At 73.8% G+C, this 15503-nt stretch carries 18 protein-coding genes; 11 read left to right on the top strand and 7 right to left on the bottom strand.

From position 1 onward, the window contains the following. The first annotated feature begins 147 nt into the window (after positions 1-147). From AB0883_RS27610 to AB0883_RS27600, 3 genes are all read left to right on the top strand, one after another. Complete coding sequence (locus AB0883_RS27610; protein ID WP_366644231.1) at positions 148-1062, top strand: MurR/RpiR family transcriptional regulator; 915 nt, start codon at positions 148-150, stop codon at positions 1060-1062. Continuing rightward, positions 1059-2015: an N-acetylmuramic acid 6-phosphate etherase gene (locus tag AB0883_RS27605; RefSeq protein ID WP_366644230.1), complete on the top strand. Its 957-nt coding sequence runs from the start codon at positions 1059-1061 to the stop codon at positions 2013-2015. Before AB0883_RS27610 ends, AB0883_RS27605 begins: the two co-directional genes overlap by 4 nt. Before the next feature lie 435 nt (positions 2016-2450). After that, complete coding sequence (locus AB0883_RS27600) at positions 2451-3440, top strand: sigma-70 family RNA polymerase sigma factor (RefSeq protein WP_199729496.1); 990 nt, start codon at positions 2451-2453, stop codon at positions 3438-3440. A 75-nt stretch (positions 3441-3515) separates the two neighbouring features. On the opposite strand, the gene AB0883_RS27595 is transcribed toward AB0883_RS27600, so the two are convergent. Next, positions 3516-4490: an NlpC/P60 family protein gene (locus tag AB0883_RS27595; protein ID WP_366644229.1), complete on the bottom strand. Its 975-nt coding sequence runs from the start codon at positions 4488-4490 to the stop codon at positions 3516-3518. Between the two features lie 498 nt (positions 4491-4988). Between AB0883_RS27595 and AB0883_RS27590 the strand changes: the two genes are divergently transcribed. Further along, the gene (locus AB0883_RS27590; protein WP_366644228.1) at positions 4989-5513 is read left to right on the top strand and encodes a DUF6232 family protein; all 525 of its coding nucleotides are present in this window, start codon (positions 4989-4991) and stop codon (positions 5511-5513) included. A 6-nt stretch (positions 5514-5519) separates the two neighbouring features. On the opposite strand, the gene AB0883_RS27585 is transcribed toward AB0883_RS27590, so the two are convergent. Both AB0883_RS27585 and AB0883_RS27580 read right to left on the bottom strand, forming a co-directional pair. Continuing rightward, entirely contained in the window at positions 5520-5849 is a 330-nt protein-coding gene (locus tag AB0883_RS27585) for a DUF3817 domain-containing protein (protein ID WP_121399519.1), read from the bottom strand. 26 nt (positions 5850-5875) lie between these two features. Further along, entirely contained in the window at positions 5876-6310 is a 435-nt protein-coding gene (locus AB0883_RS27580; protein ID WP_366644227.1) for a hypothetical protein, read from the bottom strand. Between the two features lie 122 nt (positions 6311-6432). Here AB0883_RS27580 and AB0883_RS27575 point away from each other — a divergent pair, with 122 nt between their 5' ends. Genes AB0883_RS27575 through AB0883_RS27565 form a run of 3 tightly spaced genes read left to right on the top strand, consistent with a single transcriptional unit; the run spans position 6433 to position 7652 of the window. Then, the gene (locus AB0883_RS27575) at positions 6433-6759 is read left to right on the top strand and encodes a DUF6158 family protein (protein ID WP_366644290.1); all 327 of its coding nucleotides are present in this window, start codon (positions 6433-6435) and stop codon (positions 6757-6759) included. Continuing rightward, positions 6759-7079: a hypothetical protein gene (locus AB0883_RS27570; RefSeq protein WP_366644226.1), complete on the top strand. Its 321-nt coding sequence runs from the start codon at positions 6759-6761 to the stop codon at positions 7077-7079. The genes AB0883_RS27575 and AB0883_RS27570 overlap by 1 nt, the downstream gene beginning before the upstream one ends. A 36-nt stretch (positions 7080-7115) precedes the next feature. Continuing rightward, positions 7116-7652 carry a DUF1360 domain-containing protein gene (locus tag AB0883_RS27565; RefSeq protein ID WP_132239401.1) on the top strand — a complete coding sequence of 179 codons (537 nt, stop codon included), beginning with the start codon at positions 7116-7118 and terminating at the stop codon, positions 7650-7652. Positions 7653-7831: 179 nt separating this feature from the next. On the opposite strand, the gene AB0883_RS27560 is transcribed toward AB0883_RS27565, so the two are convergent. From AB0883_RS27560 to AB0883_RS27550, 3 genes are all read right to left on the bottom strand, one after another. Next, the gene (locus tag AB0883_RS27560) at positions 7832-8041 is read right to left on the bottom strand and encodes a hypothetical protein (protein ID WP_121399515.1); all 210 of its coding nucleotides are present in this window, start codon (positions 8039-8041) and stop codon (positions 7832-7834) included. A gap of 134 nt (positions 8042-8175) precedes the next feature. Beyond that, on the bottom strand, positions 8176-8424 hold the full coding sequence (locus AB0883_RS27555) for a hypothetical protein (RefSeq protein ID WP_199729530.1): 249 nt from the start codon (positions 8422-8424) through the stop codon (positions 8176-8178). A 610-nt stretch (positions 8425-9034) separates the two neighbouring features. Continuing rightward, a complete protein-coding gene (locus AB0883_RS27550) occupies positions 9035-10132 on the bottom strand; it encodes a 3-deoxy-7-phosphoheptulonate synthase (protein ID WP_366644289.1) in 1098 nt (365 codons plus the stop codon). Positions 10133-10436: 304 nt separating this feature from the next. Here AB0883_RS27550 and AB0883_RS27545 point away from each other — a divergent pair, with 304 nt between their 5' ends. Then, positions 10437-11591: an alkaline phosphatase PhoX gene (locus AB0883_RS27545; RefSeq protein ID WP_366644225.1), complete on the top strand. Its 1155-nt coding sequence runs from the start codon at positions 10437-10439 to the stop codon at positions 11589-11591. Between the two features lie 88 nt (positions 11592-11679). Further along, a complete protein-coding gene (locus AB0883_RS27540; RefSeq protein WP_121400099.1) occupies positions 11680-11895 on the top strand; it encodes a hypothetical protein in 216 nt (71 codons plus the stop codon). On the opposite strand, the gene AB0883_RS27535 is transcribed toward AB0883_RS27540, so the two are convergent. Next, positions 11862-12602, bottom strand: a complete 741-nt coding sequence (locus AB0883_RS27535) for a phosphodiesterase (protein ID WP_366644224.1) — start codon at positions 12600-12602, stop codon at positions 11862-11864. The two genes, AB0883_RS27540 and AB0883_RS27535, sit on opposite strands and share 34 nt — an antisense overlap. 89 nt (positions 12603-12691) lie before the next feature. Here AB0883_RS27535 and AB0883_RS27530 point away from each other — a divergent pair, with 89 nt between their 5' ends. Both AB0883_RS27530 and AB0883_RS27525 read left to right on the top strand, forming a co-directional pair. After that, positions 12692-13984 (top strand): pitrilysin family protein, encoded by a 1293-nt coding sequence (locus tag AB0883_RS27530; protein ID WP_366644223.1) that lies wholly within the window; start codon positions 12692-12694, stop codon positions 13982-13984. Beyond that, positions 13984-15330 (top strand): pitrilysin family protein, encoded by a 1347-nt coding sequence (locus AB0883_RS27525; protein ID WP_366644222.1) that lies wholly within the window; start codon positions 13984-13986, stop codon positions 15328-15330. The genes AB0883_RS27530 and AB0883_RS27525 overlap by 1 nt, the downstream gene beginning before the upstream one ends. Positions 15331-15503 lie beyond the last annotated feature (173 nt).

Raw genomic sequence — 15503 nt, 5'->3', positions numbered from 1 at the left:
CGGGGGAGGCGCCCGCCTCCGCGGGAATGGCACGCTGGGCGGTACGGATGGCACGCTGAACGAAACGGCACGTCCGGGCAGGCGGTACTTTCCTCAATACGCGGAGTCATGGTTGACGCTCACGCCTCGTGAAAGTAAGTTTCATCCGTGGCGAAGAGTCCGAAGATTTCTGCGAGTCACGAGCCGGGTGGGCTGATCGTCCACATCAGCGGCCTGCTCCCGTCGTTGTCGCCGGCTGAGCAGCGGGTCGCCCGGCTGGTGGTCGCCGACCCGGCCGACGCCGCGCGTCGGACCATCACCGACCTCGCCACCGCCGCCGAGACATCCGAGGCGACCGTCATCCGCTTCTGCCGCTCGGTCGGCATGGACGGCTACCCGCAGCTGCGGATCCGGCTCGCCGCCGAGGCCGCCCGCCGGATCGAGCCGCCGGACGCGCGGGTCGTCGGCGGCGACATCCCACCCGGGGCCGACCTCGCCCAGATCATCGCGACCATCGCCTTCAACGACGCGCGGGCCGTCGAGGAGACGGCCGAGCAGCTCGACCCGGCGATCTGCGAGCAGGTCGTCGACGCCATCGCGGGCGCCGGAAGGATCGACGTCTACGGGGCGGGCGCCAGCGGCTTCGTCGCCTCGGACTTCCAGCAGAAGCTGCACCGCATCGGCCGCACCGCCTTCTACTTCCCGGACGTGCACACCGCGCTGACGTCGGCCGCGCTGCTCGGGCGGGGCGACGTGGCGGTCGGCATCTCGCACACCGGCACCACCTCCGACGTGATCGAGGTGCTGGAACAGGCGCGGGCGCGGGGAGCGTCCACGGTGGCGCTCACCAACTTCCCCCGGTCGCCGATCACCGAGGTGGCCGACTTCGTGCTCACCACGGCCGCCCGCGAGACCACCTACCGCTCGGGGGCGATGGCGAGCCGGCTGGCCCAGCTAACCGTCGTCGACTGCCTCTTCGTCGGGGTGGCGGCGCGCAACCGGTCCCGGGCCAGGAAGGCCCTCGAAGCGACAGCCGAGGCGGTCCGGTCACACCGGGTCGGCCCGGGACGGAGGCGGGCATGACGGCGGGCGCGGTGGAACCCCACGAGGTGACGGCCCCGGTGGCGGCCCGGCCGGTGATCCGGGTCGGCGCGCCGACGGAGCGGCGCAACCCGCTCAGCGCGGACCTCGACCTCATGTCGACCCGGGACGTGCTCACGGTGATCAACGAGGCGGACCGGCGGGTGCCCGGCGCCGTCGCGGCCGTCCTCGACGAGATCGCCGCATCGGTGGACCTGGCGGTGACCGCCCTGCGCGGCGGGCACCGGGTGCACTACTTCGGCGCCGGCACCTCCGGCCGGCTCGGCGTGCTCGACGCCGCCGAGCTGGCGCCGACCTTCAACTCGCCCCGGCACTGGTTCTGCGCCCACATCGCGGGCGGGCCCGAAGCCATGTGGCGGGCGGTCGAGGACGCCGAGGACGACGACCGGGGCGGCGCGGCGGAGGCCGCCGACTGCGTACGGGCCGGGGACCTGGTGGTCGGACTCGCCGCCAGCGGACGCACACCGTACGTCCTGGGGGCGCTCGCCGCGTCGAGTGCCAAGGGCGCCTCGACCGTGCTGCTCTGTGCCAACCCGGAGGCGGAGGCCGCCCGGTCGGTGGACGTCTTCATCGGGGTGGACACCGGGCCGGAGGTCGTCACCGGGTCGACCCGGATGAAGGCGGGCACCGCGCAGAAGCTGGTGCTGAACACGTTCTCCACGGCCGTGATGGTCCGCCTGGGCCGGGTCTACTCGAACCTCATGATCGACATGGTCGCCACCAACGCCAAGCTCCGGGGCCGGATGATCTCGATCCTGATCGAGGCGACCGGCTGCTCGGAGGAGATCTGCCGGCGGGCCCTCCACGAGGCCGACGGCGACATGAAGGTGGCGCTGGTCTCGCTCGTCTCCGGGGTGGAGGTGTCGGCCGCGCGGGCCGCCCTGGCCCGCTCCGCCGACCAGGTCCGCGGCGCCCTGGCCCTGCTCGCCTCCTGAGCCGACCCCACCCCTCCACCCGCCCTGCGACCCCCGTCACGTACGGGCATCGGCCCGCGGCCCGGATTGTTCACCGGGGGGTGGGGTATTAGCACGGGCGTGGATGAACCGACCGGTCCACCCGTGCGTGTCTCCGCAGTGACCAGGATCGCAGCACGACGGTGACCCGGGTCGCTGCGTCTGCGGGCGTGGCGGTGCTGCCATGGACCGGGACGCGGCGACACGTCGATCCGCCGCCCCTGGCGTGGTGCCCATCGGAGAGCCGCCACCCCGGGGTGCTGACAGCAAACATGGACCGCGCTCTCAGCGGATTATCAGGCATTCGTGACACTTTCGACTCACGACATGGAATCCCCGGCGCGTCTCAACTGTTGTGTAGGTGTCAGCACCGGTGGGCACAGCGGAAGTTACGGGGGAGGGCTGATGGACGTGGGGATGGCAAGGAACCGGGCAACCGGCGCGAGCGAGGGGACCGTGGGCAACGTGGACAAGAACATCGGCATGCGAACCGACGAGGTTGCCGAGGAGCGCGACCTGGTCGGCGTCTACCTTCACGAGATCTCCCGGACGCCACTGCTGGACGCCGCCAAGGAGGTGGACCTCTCCAAGGCCATCGAGGCCGGCCTCTACGCCGAGCACCTGCTCGGTGAGGACCGCGTCCCCGCCGGCGCCGACCGGGACGACCTGGAGCGGCTGGTCGCCGAGGGTGAGCGGGCCAAGGACCTGTTCATCCGGGCCAACCTGCGGCTGGTCGTCTCGATCGCCCGCCGCTACGTGCGCTCGGGCATGCCCATGCTGGACCTGATCCAGGAGGGCAACACCGGCCTGGTGCGGGCGGTCGAGAAGTTCGACTACGTGCGCGGCTACAAGTTCTCCACCTACGCGACCTGGTGGATCCGCCAGGCGATCAGCCGGGCGATCGCCCAGCAGGAGCGCACCGTACGACTGCCGGTGCACCTGGTCGAGGACGTCAACCGGATGCGCAACGTGGCCCGGCAGCTCACCCGCGAGCTGGGCAGCGACCCGGAGCCGGAGCAGATCGCGGCGTCCCTCGGGGTCACCGTCGAGCGGGTCAACGAGCTGGTCCGCTGGTCGCAGGACACCGTCTCGCTGGACACCCCGGTGGGCGACGACGGCGACACCAACCTCGGTGACCTGGTCGCCGACAGCGACGCGCCGTCGCCGGAGGAGATCGTCCTGACGGGGCTGGAGCGGCAGCGGATCGAGGGTCTGCTCAACCACCTCGACGACCGTTCGGCCGGCATCATGCGGGCCCGCTACGGGCTCGAGGACGGCCGGGAGCACTCCCTCACCGAGGTGGCCTCGCGGTTCTCGCTCTCCCGGGAGCGGATCCGGCAGCTGGAGATCCAGGCGCTCGGCCGGCTCCGCGAGCTGGCCCGGGCCGAGGGGCTGCAGGCGGCCTGAGCAGGGTAGGAACAACGGCGAACGGCCGGCGTCCGATAGGGGGACGCCGGCCGTTCGCCGTCTTGCCGGGTGCGGTCAGCGGACCCGGCCGTAGCCCTGGATGGGCATCAGGTTCATGCCCCGTTTGAGCACGTTGCGCCCGGCGCTCGGCGCGTCGATCACCTGTCCGCCGCCGACGTAGAGGGCCACGTGCCCGAGCCCGCTGTAGAAGACGAGGTCGCCGGGGCGCAGCTCGCTCCGGCTGACGTGGGCCACCGCGCCCCACTGCATCCGGGTGTTGTGCGGCAGCGACTTGCCGGCCGCCCGCCAGGCCGCCGAGGTCAGGCCCGAGCAGTCGTAGCCGTTCGGCCCGTCGGCCCCCCAGACGTACGGCTTGCCGAGCGCGCCGTACGCGTACCGCACCGCGACGCCGGCCCGGCCGGAGACCGCCGGCGCCTCCTTCGCGCTGTCGGGTCGGGCTGCCGGCTTCTCGGTGGCGCGGCCGTACGCCTGCCGGCGCAGCTCGTAGAGCTCGGCCAGGTCGCGCTCGATCCGCTTCTTCGCGGCGGTCATCTCGCGGGCCTGCGCCGCCTGCCGGCCCAGCGTGACCTCCAGCCGGGTCTTCTCGTCGAGCAGCCGGCGCTGGTTGCCCGTGAAGTTCGAGATCTTCTCCTGCCGCTGCCGCGTGAGCTGGTCGAGCATGCCCAGCCGGTCGAGCAGGGTGTCGGCGCCGCCGGGACGCAGCAGCGCCTCCGCGGTGGTCAGGTTGCTGCCGGTCTTGTACGCGGTCACCGCCATCTCGCCGACGTCCGCCCGGCTCCGTTCGGTCTCCTGCTCCAGCGGACCGATCCGGCTCTGCACCCGCGCCACGGCGGCCTGGTTGGTCTTGATCTCCTCCCGGAGCTTGTTGTACGCCTCGACGACGTGTTCGAGCTTCGCGGAGGAGTTCTCGATCCGCCGGGTCAGCTCGGCGGGGGACGGTTCGGCCCGGGCGGGGACCGCCGGTGCGAGCAGCGTGGCCGACACCACGGCGACCGCCAGGGCGCGCAGCGTGTTCCTGAGGGACGACAAGAGCGGAAGGCTCCTCTCCCACCGGTCGCCGCGGGCTGCTGACGCCCCCGGCGACACCGGGCCGGTGCTGTCCGGGTGGACGGCGATCGACCGGGCCGGCCCGGACAACCTAACCCGGGGCAGGAGTGATGCGCAGTTGAAGCAGGGTCGAATGTTGGCGGAGTGACGGAAATTGTTGATCACGAGGGGCGCGGTACGTGATCGACTCGTCCGGCCCGCCGCGGTAGGTGGCGGTTATTGTCGGCGATCGGGCGATCCGCGCCGTTCGTCGTTGTCGACGCATGCCGCCGCAACCTGAGCCGTTATGACCGACAAGACCGACATGGCGGTCGGAACCGGCGGGCCGTGCAATCGCGACCCTCGGACGCGAACCGAAATCGCCGTCCGGGCTGGCACGTGCGCCACACAATGAAGCGCGCAGCCGGGAATCCCGTCGACCGGCACGAGGCGAGACCGTCGACGGGAACCGACCCGGCACCAGCCGCGGGAGGTAGAACCGTGAACCCTCAAGGCGCCACCCGACAGACGCGGTCATCGCACGCGACCGCGCGGAAGAACACCCTCCTCTACGCCCGACCCGGGATCATCGTGACGGTCGACCGGTTCACCGTCGGCCGCAACAGCTGGCAGGTCACCGAGCTGACCCACCTGCAGACCGGCCGAGGCCCGCACGACCGCGTCGCGGTACGGGCCGTCCTGGTCACCGGCGCCATGATCGGCGGCGTCGGCCTACTGCTCGGCTTCACCGGCGGGCTGCAACGGCTCACCGCGGGGGCGTACCTCGTCCTGGGCCTGGTGTTCCTGCTGCCGGTGCTGGTCGCGCTGGCGGGGGACCGGTGGCGGCCGCCCGCGTACGAGCTGTGGGGTCGGCGCCGGGGCGAACGGGTGCTGCTGTTCAGCAGCGACGACGAGCGACAGTTCGGCCAGGTCACCCGGGCCCTGCGCCGGGCCCGGGAGATGAACCGGTACGGCGGCTGGGAGGACCCGCTCGCCTCGGCCGACCCGTGGCGGCCCACCCGGTGACCGGGGTCAGCCGGCGACCGGCTCCGGGGTGCGCCCGGACTGCTCCGCCGTCACCCAGGAGCTGACCCGACGCTCCGCGTAGAAGGAGACGAACGGCACCGTGCCGGCCAGCATCACCAGGACCATCCGCTTCAGCGGCCAGCCGGCCCGGCGGGACAGGTCGAAGGCGGCGAGCAGGTAGAGCATGTAGAGGAAACCGTGCGCCTGGCCCACGGTCTCCACCAGGATCGGGTCGTCGAAGCCGTACTTCATCGGCATGCCGATCACGACCAGCAGGATCAGCGCCACGCCGACGATCCAGGCGATGACTCGGTACCGGGTCAGGGCTGCGCCCACCGTCGTCCGTCCTTTCGCGCCCGGCCTCAGCCGGGGTAGTCACCGGGCTTGGCGCCCGGGTTGTCGTTCAGCCATTGCAGGTAGTGGTTGTAGGCGGCCAGGTCGCCGTCGTCGCCGCCGTCGGCAGCCGCGGACACGCGGGCGACCCGCACGGGCCGGCGTACGACGGGGCGCGTCGCGGCGGCCTGCGGGGCGTCGGCCGGTCGCGTCCCGACGGCGGTCGACGCCTCCTCGGGCGCGGCGGCTGCCGCCGGCCCACGCAGCGCGTGCCGGACCTCACGCCACCAGACGAAGACCACGAAGCCCGCGAAGATCGGCCACTCGACCGCGTAGCCCCAGCTGATCGCGTTGCCGGCGGCGGCCCGGCTGACCTGCCACCAGCCCAGCCCCAGGAAACCGGTGACGAGCACGACCATGGCCACGTGGCGCGCGATCCACGCCGGGGTCCAGAGCCGTTTCATGGCATCGAGAGTACCGGGGGCCGCCGGGGTCTCCGACGCGGCGTCGTAGGCGCGGGGATGGTTTGGTGCCTTCCGGTGTGGGCATCCGTCTAGACGCGAGCCCAAACCAGAGCAGGGGGTCGATCATGACGGGATCGGTACGGCAGGACGACTTCGGCAGCCCGGAGCAGCGGATGCCCGAGTGGGACGGCGACCATGTCCACGACAGGGCCTCCGGCGAGGCGGACCCGCCCGACGGCGGGCTGCTCGGCGTCGACCCCGCCGAACTGGCCGACGAGGACCTGATCCGGGAGATGCACAGCCTGCACCGCACCCGCCTGGACACCCTGCGCCACGCGGCGGACTCCGCGCTCGCCAACCACCTGCGGCGCACCGCCGAGCTGGAGACCGAGTACCTCGCCCGGCACCCCGGCCGCGAGGTCGACCCGAACCGGCTGCGGGACGCGTGATGGCGTCCGCCGAGCGCGGGATGTCCGCGCCGCCGGAGGTGGTGTTCAACACCGCTACCGACCCCGCCCGGGCGTCGGCGTGGCTGCCCGAGCCGCTGCGGGCCGACGGCAGCCCGGCGGACGAGGTCAGCGCGGAGGAGCTGCGGGCCCGGTGGAGCGCCGCCGAGGAGTGGTCGGCCGAGATCCGGGTGGAGCCCGCCCAGGCGGGTGGCGCCCGGACGCGGCTCGACCTCACCGGCGGTCCGGACGCCGGGCGCCTGGCCGACGAGGCCCTGGACAGCCTCGCCCGCGAGGTGGCCGACAACCTGCAGGCCGGCTGAGCCGGCCCGCACCACCGAGAAGACCGAGGAGACCGGGTGACCGCCCTGAAGGAGAAGGTGGCGCGGCTGCGCCAGGCGTACGCGCCGCACGAGCACCGGCCGCTGGGCGGCTACCTGGCGGCGATGGGCACCTACGCTGGGGTGACCGCCGGCATCGCCGGCCTGGTCCGGGCGACCGGCCGCCCGGTGCCCGAGCGTCCCGCCCCGGCCGACGTGGTCCTGTTGAGCATCGCCACCCACAAGCTGAGCCGGCTGCTGACGAAGGACGCGGTGACGAGCCCCTTGCGGGCGCCGTTCACCCGCTACGACAAGCCGATCGGCAGCGGCGAGGTGATGGAACAGGTCCGCGACCAGGGCAGCTCCACCCGGCACGCGATCGGGGAGCTGCTGAGCTGCCCGTTCTGCCTCGCCGTCTGGGTCGCCACCGGGTTCACCGGAGGGCTGGTGCTCGCCCCCCGGCTGACCCGCCTGGTGGCGACCGCGCTGACCGCCGTCGCCGCCTCGGACTTCCTCCAGATGGCGTACGCGGTGGCGCAGCAGGCCGCCGAGGGCGGTGACCACGACGAGGACTGAGGACGTACGACGAAGGGGCCGGCGCTTGAGCCGGCCCCTTCGTCGCTGCCATGTGCCTGTGCCTGTGCTTGTCGTGCCGTGGTCCCGGCTGTCTCTTCCCCCGCCCGGCGGCCCGGGATGCTGTCGTGGCCCTACCCTGTCGCGTCGGGTCGGCCTGCGCCGTGGTGGTCGCCGCCGCGTCAGGTCGGGGTCGTGCCGTGGTCCTCGCCGGCCCAGCCGCGGGAGGCCTCCGGCTCGCGCTCGTCGGCGTCCGCCCCGGTGATGATGTCCCGGTCGACCGCGGTGCGGTCGTGCTCGTTGGCGAAGTCGGGCTCCGGCAGCGTGTCCCGGCCCTCGGGGGGCTGACCGAGCGCCGGCAGCTTCTCGTGCTCTTCCTCGTGGTGGGACATCTCGCTCTCCTCACTGCTCGTCGGCCTCCGGTGCGGAAGGCCGTCCGCCCCCGGGGGACGGGTGGGCGGCGGTATCGCCCCACGACGGGTCGCCACGGCCCGCCAGGGCCGTGCCGGTCCCGGGCCGCCGGGCGTCAGGTGACCGAACCGCCGAGCAGGTCGGCCACCTCGTCCACGGCGTACTCGCCCTCGGGCAGCGCGGCCATGCGGGTGAGGAGCTGCGCGGGAAGCTCGGCGGCGACGGCCCGGCGATAGATGTCCGCCTGACTGATCCGCTCCTGGCCGTGGTAGAGATCCTCGAGGAGGTCGTCGAGGCGCCGGATGTCCGGCTCCTCGGTCACGGGCGCGTCCGTCACGGGTGCGTCGTCGGTCACGACGGTCAGCTACCCGCGTCCGAACCGGTCAAACGTCACCGCCTCGCCTTCCACGGGTCCGCGCGCCACCGCGCTGACGGTGCCCGCGCTGCGCTGACGGTGCCCGCCGTGCCGGCGGCCCCCGCCGTGCCGGCGGTTCCCGCGGTGCCGGCGCCGTGCCGAGGGTGCCTGCGGTTCCCGCGGTGCCGGCGCCGTGCCGGGGGTGCCCGCGCCGGGCCCGGCCGACGCGGAGTCGTCACCGGGCTGTGACGGCGGTCATGGCGGGGGTCGGAACACCGGCGGGGGGTCGCCGGTTGAGTGAGGTGTCGGTGTGTCCAGTGTCCCCGGGCCTCACCTAATTGCCTTCGCGGAATACCGTCCGGCTGGAGCCGCGTCGTGCCACTCGCCGAGAGGCGACCTGCACACCGACATTGGTGCCGCCCCCGAGCCCTAGGGCCCGGGGGCGGCACTGTCCGTCTCCATTCCCGCGCCGGCCCGCCCCTCCCGGCCTCCCGCCCTCCCGCCCGGCCGGCGATCATGAGGTTGGCGGCAGTGATGAAGATCGACTTCGCCGTTAACCTCATGATCACCGAGGGCGGGGCGGGGGCGGGGGGCGGGGGAGAGGCGGGGCGGGGCGGGGTCAGGCGGGGGTGGGGGCGGGGGTGCGGCGGCGGGTGCGGACGGCGGCGGCCAGGTGGCTGAGGACCTCCTCGGTGGTGTCCCAGCCGATGCAGGCGTCGGTGACCGACTGGCCGTACGTCAGCTCGCGGGTCGGGTCGAGGTCCTGGCGGCCGGCGAGCAGGAAGCTCTCCAGCATGATCCCGACGATGCCGCGCTGGCCGGCGTCGAGCTGGGCGGCCACGTCGGCCGCCACCCTCGGCTGGTTGCGGTGGTCCTTGCCGCTGTTGGCGTGGCTCGCGTCGATCACCACGCGCTCGGGCAGGCCCGCGGCCCGCAGCAGTTCCAGGGCGCCGGCCACCGACTCCGCGTCGTAGTTCGGCCGTCCGCCGCCGCCGCGCAGCACCAGGTGCCCGTCCGCGTTGCCCCGGGTGTGCAGGATCGCCGGCGTGCCGGAGACGTCGATGCCGGGGAAGACGTGCGGTACGCCGGCGGCCCGGATGGCGTCCACGGCGGTGCCGATGCTGCCGTCCGGGCGGTTCTTCATGCCGATCGGCATCGACAGGCCGGAGGCGAGCTGCCGGTGGACCTGGCTCTCCACCGTCCGCGCGCCGATCGCGCCCCACGCCACCGTGTCGGCGATGTACTGCGGGGTGATCGGGTCCAGGAACTCGCAGCCGACGGGGAGGCCCAGGCGCAGCACGTCGAGCAGGAGCGCGCGGGCGGTACGCAGGCCGGCGTTGACGTCGCCGGAACCGTCCAGCCCGGGGTCGTTGATGAGGCCCTTCCAGCCCACCGTCGAGCGCGGCTTCTCGAAGTAGACCCGCATCACCACCAGCAGGTCGTCGGCCACCCGGGCGGCGGCGTCGCGCAGCAGGTGGGCGTACTCGAGGGCGGCGGCCGGGTCGTGCACCGAGCACGGGCCGACCACCACCAGCAGGCGGTCGTCGGCGCCGTCCAGCACCCGGCCGACCGCGCGTCGCCCGGCCAGCACGGCCGAGGCGAGCGTGTCGTCGAGGGGCAGCTCGTGGTGCAGCAGGGCCGGGGTGGTCAGCGGCACGACACGGTCGATCCGCTGATCGCTGACCCGATGGGTCTCCGGGGTCGTCACGGTGGGAATCCTTCCGCCGACCGTGCCCCGGGGCCGGTGCCCGGGTCGAGCCGGCTGCTCGTACGCAAAAAGGCAGGAACGAGAGTTCCTGCCCGGCCGGCTCGAATGTGGTGACGTCAGATCATGGTGAAGTCACCGGCTTGCGAGCCGGCTGCCTAAACCATCGATACGAACGCGTCACGCGGCCCAGCGTACCCGACCGTGCGGGAAGGTCCACCCGGTCGTCGGGAAAGCCTCGCTTCGCGTTCATCTTCGTCGATGCCCGCGACGGTAGTTTCATCGACACAAGTCGCTGCATCTCCGGAGGTTTCCGATGGACCGTCGTACCGTCCTGCGTGCCACCGTCGTCGGTGGCGCCGCCGCCTTCGCCGGCAGTCTCTGGGCCGGCGCCGCCCAGGCCGCCCCTGCTCAGCCGGGTGCCAGCCCGTACGGGCCGCTCGGCGCGGCCGACGCCAACGGCATCCAACTGCCCGCCGGCTTCACCAGCCGGGTGATCGCCCGCTCCCGGCAGGCGGTGCCCGGCACGTCGTACAGCTGGCACGACGCGCCCGACGGCGGCGCCTGCTTCGTCGCCGGCACCGGCTGGATCTACGTCTCGAACTCCGAGATCCTCAGCACCGGTGGGGCGTCCGCGGTGCGCTTCGCCGCCGACGGCAGCGTCGTCTCGGCGTACCGCATCCTGTCGAACACCAACCGCAACTGCGCGGGCGGCGCGACCCCGTGGGGGACCTGGCTCTCGGGCGAGGAGGTCAGCCGGGGATACGTCTACGAGACGTACCCCGAGGGCGGCCGGGCCGGCGTACGGCGGGCCGCGATGGGCCGGTTCAACCACGAGGCCGCCGCCTGCGACCCGGACCGTCGGGTCGTCTACCTCACCGAGGACGAGACCAGCGGCTGCTTCTACCGGTTCCGACCGACCACCTGGGGCGACCTCTCCGCCGGCACCCTGGAGGTGCTGGTCGCGGGCACGGGCACCAGCGGCCCGGTGAGCTGGGCGCGGGTGCCCGACCCGGACGGCTCGCCCACACTCACCCGTGACCAGGTCGCCGGGGCGAAGAGGTTCAACGGCGGCGAGGGCTGCTGGTACGCCGGCGGCACCTGCTGGTTCACCACCAAGGGCGACAACCGGGTCTGGGCCTACGACGCGGTCAACCAGCGCATCGACCTGGCGTACGACGACTCGCTGGTCTCCGGGACGGCGCCGCTGACCGGGGTGGACAACATCACCGGGGCCCGCTCGGGCGACCTCTACGTCGCCGAGGACGGCGGCAACATGGAGATCAACGTGATCACGCCGGCCGGGGTGGTCGCCCCGTTCCTGCGGATCACCGGTCAGTCGTCGTCGGAGATCTGCGGGCCGGCCTTCTCGCCCGACGGCAGCCGGTTCTACTTCTCGTCGCAGCGCGGCACGTCCGGCTCGTCCTCGGGCGGCATCACCTACGAGGTGCGCGGACCGTTCCGCTCCTGAGCGGCCCGCCTCCGCCTGCGCCCCGCCCCGCCGGGTCGGTCGCGATCATGCGGCGTGCCGGAGGCGGCGGCGGGGTATGTGGGCGGTCATGAGTCACGAGCAGAGCGACCAGGAACGGGTGGAGTCCCGCGCGCACCTGCTGCCCGAGGAGGCGGCGGTCGGCAGCGACGACCCCCAGGCCCAGGCGGAAGCGATCCTCGCCGAGTCCGACATCCGGGAGGAGGACCGCAACGCCGCCCCCGACACCGTGCTGGAACGACGCACCTCCGATCAGACGGTGACCCCCATCGAGCCCCCCGACTGAGCCACGGCGCCTCGGGCCCGTCGCGAGCCCCGGTAGGTGTGCTCCCGCAGCCAGGCGATCGGGCCGACCGCCCGCAGCCCCGGCGGCAGGTTGCCGATCGGGTCGAAGGCCAGCGCGGCGTCCTCCCGGGCGCTGAGCTGGGCACCGAGGCCGACCTGGCCGAACGGCCGCCACGGCCCGACGGCGGACGCGACCGCGAGCACCAGGCGCGGCGCGTCCGACCGGGCCGCGGCGGCCACCTCGGCCAGGCTGCGGCCCAGGTCGGGTGACTCCGGGTCGGCCAGCGCGGCCAGGAAGAGCCGCCGCCGGCCCGCGCGCAACGGCATGATCGTGCTGTACGTCCCCGCGAAGCGCCGCCGGGGCAGCGGCAGGTTCCGCAGCAGCGGCGCGGCCCCGCTGGAGCTGACCAGCAGGTCGAACGGCCGGCCACCGTCGCGGTGCAGCCGCACGGCCAGCCCCAGCACGTCCGGCCAGCCGCCCGGGGTGGGCACGCCCTTGGAGAGCCGGACGGTCGCCCGGAAGCGACCCGGACCGTCCAGCAGCGGCACCCCGGTCGGCGGTCCCGGCGTACCCCAGACGACGACCTCGCCCGCGAACGAGCGGCCCGCGGGGTGCAGGAGGCGGGCCCGGCGCAGCCGGGTCAGGGCGGCGGTCGCGTGGTCGACCGCGACGGCGGCCCGGTCGGTCACGGTGGCGGCAGTCGGCATGCTCCCCCGGTACCCGGCCGCGGGCGGTCGATGCCTCGCCGCGTGCGGCGCGTCCCCTTCCCGCCCACCTGATCGGATAGCGTCGTGCCATGCCCGACAGCGGTTACCCCTGGCCCATCGAGACCACCCGACTGGACAACGGCCTGCGCGTGGTGGTGAGTGAGGACCGCACCGCCCCCGCGGTCGCCGTGAACCTCTGGTACGACGTCGGCTCCCGGCACGAGCCCGAGGGGCAGACCGGTTTCGCGCACCTCTTCGAGCACCTGATGTTCGAGGGCTCGGTCAACGTGGCGAAGACCGAGCACATGAAGCTGGTGCAGGGCGCGGGCGGCTCGCTCAACGCCACCACCAACCCGGACCGCACCAACTACTTCGAGACCGTCCCCGCCGAGCACCTGGAACTGGCGCTGTGGCTGGAGGCGGACCGGATGGGCGGCCTGGTCCCCGCGCTGACCCAGGAGACGCTGGACAACCAGCGGGACGTGGTCAAGAACGAGCGGCGCCAGCGCTACGACAATGTGCCCTACGGCGACGCCTGGCTGCGGCTGCTGCCGCTGCTCTATCCGCCCGGGCACCCCTACCACCACGCCACGATCGGGTCGATGGCCGACCTGAACGCCGCCGACCTGGGCACCTTCCAGGCGTTCCACCGGACGTACTACGCGCCGAACAACGCCGTGCTCACCGTCGTGGGCGACGCCTCGGCCGCCGAGGTGTTCGCGCTGGCCGACAAGTACTTCGGCGCGATCCCGCCCCGCGCGCAGATCCCGCCCGCGCCGGACGGCCGCACCGTCGCGGCCACCGGCCGACCCGCCGTGGAGACGGTCACCGCCGAGGTGCCGGCGCCGCGCGTCTACGTCGCGCACCGCACCCACCCCTTCGGCAGCCCCGGCTACGACGTGATGACGGTGCTCGCCACCGTGCTGGGCAGCGGCCGGGGCAGCCGCCTCTACCAGCGCCTCGCCGACGGTGAGCGGATCGCCCAGCCCGACCTGGTCGGGGCGTACGGCGTGGACCTGGCGCACGCCCCCGCGCCGCTGATCGCCACCGCCACGGCCCGCCCCGGGGTGAGCGCCGAACGACTCGGCGCCGGGCTGGCCGAGGTGGTCGACGAGTTGGCCACCGTCCCGGTCACCACCACCGAGCTGGACCGGGCCAAGTCCCTGCTGAGCACCTCGTGGTGGCGGCAGATGTCCACGGTGGACGGCCGGGCGGACACGCTCGGGCGCTACGCCACCCAGTTCGGCGACCCGGCGAAGGCCGCGGAGCGGCTGCCGGCCTGGCTCGCGGTGACCGCCGAGCAGATCGCCGAGGCCGCCGCCGAGGTGCTCGCCGCCGACGACCGGGTGACCCTGACCTACCTGCCCGAGGAGAAGCCCTGATGACGCTGATCGCCGACCGTCCCGGGCCCGGCGCCGCCCGCCCGTACCGGTTCCCGCAGGTGGTCCGCCGCACCGTGGCGGCTGGTCAGGTGGTCGCCGCGCACCTGCCCGGGCAGAACCTGGCCGTGGCCCTGCTGCTGCTCGACGCGGGCGCCGGCCGCGAGCCGACCGGCAAGGAGGGGCTCGGCGCGGTGCTCGCCAAGGCCCTGGAGGAGGGGACCGCGCAGCGCGACGCGACGGCGTACGCGCTGGCGATCGAAGGGCTCGGCACCGAGCTGGTGATCGGGCTGGACTGGGACTCCTTCCAGGTCAGCGTGCAGGTGCCGGTGGAGCGGCTGAACGCCGCCGTGGAACTGCTCGCCGAGGCGGTGCGCACCCCGAAGCTGGACCCGGACGACGTCCGGCGGGTCCGCGACGACGAGGCGACGGCGCTGCGGATGGACTGGGCCAACCCCGGCCCGCGGGCCGACGCGGCGCTGCGCGCGGACCTGTTCGGCGCCGGTAACCGCTGGGGTCGCCCCCTGTACGGCGACCCGGAGTCGGTGGCGGCGCTGGACGTGGAGGACGTCACGGTCTTCCACTCCGAGTGGTTCATCCGCCCCGGCACGCTGGTCGTCGCCGGTGACCTGGACCGGCTGGACCTGGACACGCTCGGCGCGGCGGCCTTCGCCGGCACCGGCGGCGGGCCGGTCGACCGGGGCGGCCCGATCGAGGTGCCGACCCGCTCCGGCCGGCGCATCATCCTGGTGGACCGGCCCGGCTCGGTGCAGTCCACGCTGCGGCTGGGCCACCCGTCGCCGCACCGCGCCCACCCCGACCACGTGCCGATGACGCTCGCCGGCACGGTGCTCGGCGGGGCGTTCACCTCCCGGCTCAACCACCTGATCCGCGAGGTGCGCGGCTACACGTACGGCATCCGGGGCGACTTCGCCTCGTCCCGCCGGTTCGGCCGCTTCGGGGTCAGCTCCAGCGTGCAGACGGCGGTCACCGCGCCGGCCGTCGTCGAGGCGGTCGGCGAGATCACCCGTACCCGGGAGACCGGGGTGACCGAGGAGGAGCTGGCGGTCGCACGCTCCTGGCGGGCCGGGCAGCTCTCGGTCGAGTTGCAGAGCCCCCGGGCGATCGCCTCCGCGCTGACCACCCTGGTCGTGCACGACCTGCCGGACGACTACCACGCCCGGCTGCGCGAGGCGCTGCTCGCCGCCGACGTGGCGGAGGTCTCCGCGGCGGCCGCCACGCACCTGCGCCCGGAGGAGCTCACCCTCGTCGTGGAGGGCGACGCCGCGGTGATCCGCGACGAACTCGTCGCCACCGGCCTGGGTGAACTGGTCGAGCACGCCTCCTGACCGGCCCGGGGCGGTGTGACATCGGTCGCGCCGCCCCCGCCGGGTGCGGGTGGCTTGTCCGGGGCGGCCGGCGTGGATGCTTCGGCGGGCCGCCCCGCCGGCTGACGATCCTGCGTCCCACCGGCCCCTCCGGCGGCGTCGTTCCGTCCCGGTCGAGGCCCGGGGCGGCCACG

Origin of the sequence: Micromonospora sp. NPDC047812, from assembly GCF_040704175.1 — a bacterium.
In the GTDB taxonomy this organism is placed as follows: Bacteria; Actinomycetota; Actinomycetes; order Mycobacteriales; family Micromonosporaceae; genus Micromonospora.
The sequence above is the reverse complement of the archived record's forward strand: the minus strand, read 5'-3'. Positions and strand labels throughout refer to the sequence as shown.

Bases quoted from the DNA above. Each gene is read 5' to 3' on its own strand.
- AB0883_RS27605 (WP_366644230.1), top strand. From the start codon at position 1,059: ATGACGGCGGGCGCGGTGGAACCCCACGAGGTGACGGCCCCGGTGGCG.
- AB0883_RS27600 (WP_199729496.1), top strand. From the start codon at position 2,451: ATGGCAAGGAACCGGGCAACCGGCGCGAGCGAGGGGACCGTGGGCAAC.
- AB0883_RS27580 (WP_366644227.1), bottom strand. From the start codon at position 6,310: ATGAAACGGCTCTGGACCCCGGCGTGGATCGCGCGCCACGTGGCCATG.
- AB0883_RS27570 (WP_366644226.1), top strand. From the start codon at position 6,759: ATGGCGTCCGCCGAGCGCGGGATGTCCGCGCCGCCGGAGGTGGTGTTC.
- AB0883_RS27560 (WP_121399515.1), bottom strand. From the start codon at position 8,041: ATGTCCCACCACGAGGAAGAGCACGAGAAGCTGCCGGCGCTCGGTCAG.
- AB0883_RS27545 (WP_366644225.1), top strand. From the start codon at position 10,437: ATGGACCGTCGTACCGTCCTGCGTGCCACCGTCGTCGGTGGCGCCGCC.
- AB0883_RS27540 (WP_121400099.1), top strand. From the start codon at position 11,680: ATGAGTCACGAGCAGAGCGACCAGGAACGGGTGGAGTCCCGCGCGCAC.
- AB0883_RS27535 (WP_366644224.1), bottom strand. From the start codon at position 12,602: ATGCCGACTGCCGCCACCGTGACCGACCGGGCCGCCGTCGCGGTCGAC.
- AB0883_RS27530 (WP_366644223.1), top strand. From the start codon at position 12,692: ATGCCCGACAGCGGTTACCCCTGGCCCATCGAGACCACCCGACTGGAC.
- AB0883_RS27525 (WP_366644222.1), top strand. From the start codon at position 13,984: ATGACGCTGATCGCCGACCGTCCCGGGCCCGGCGCCGCCCGCCCGTAC.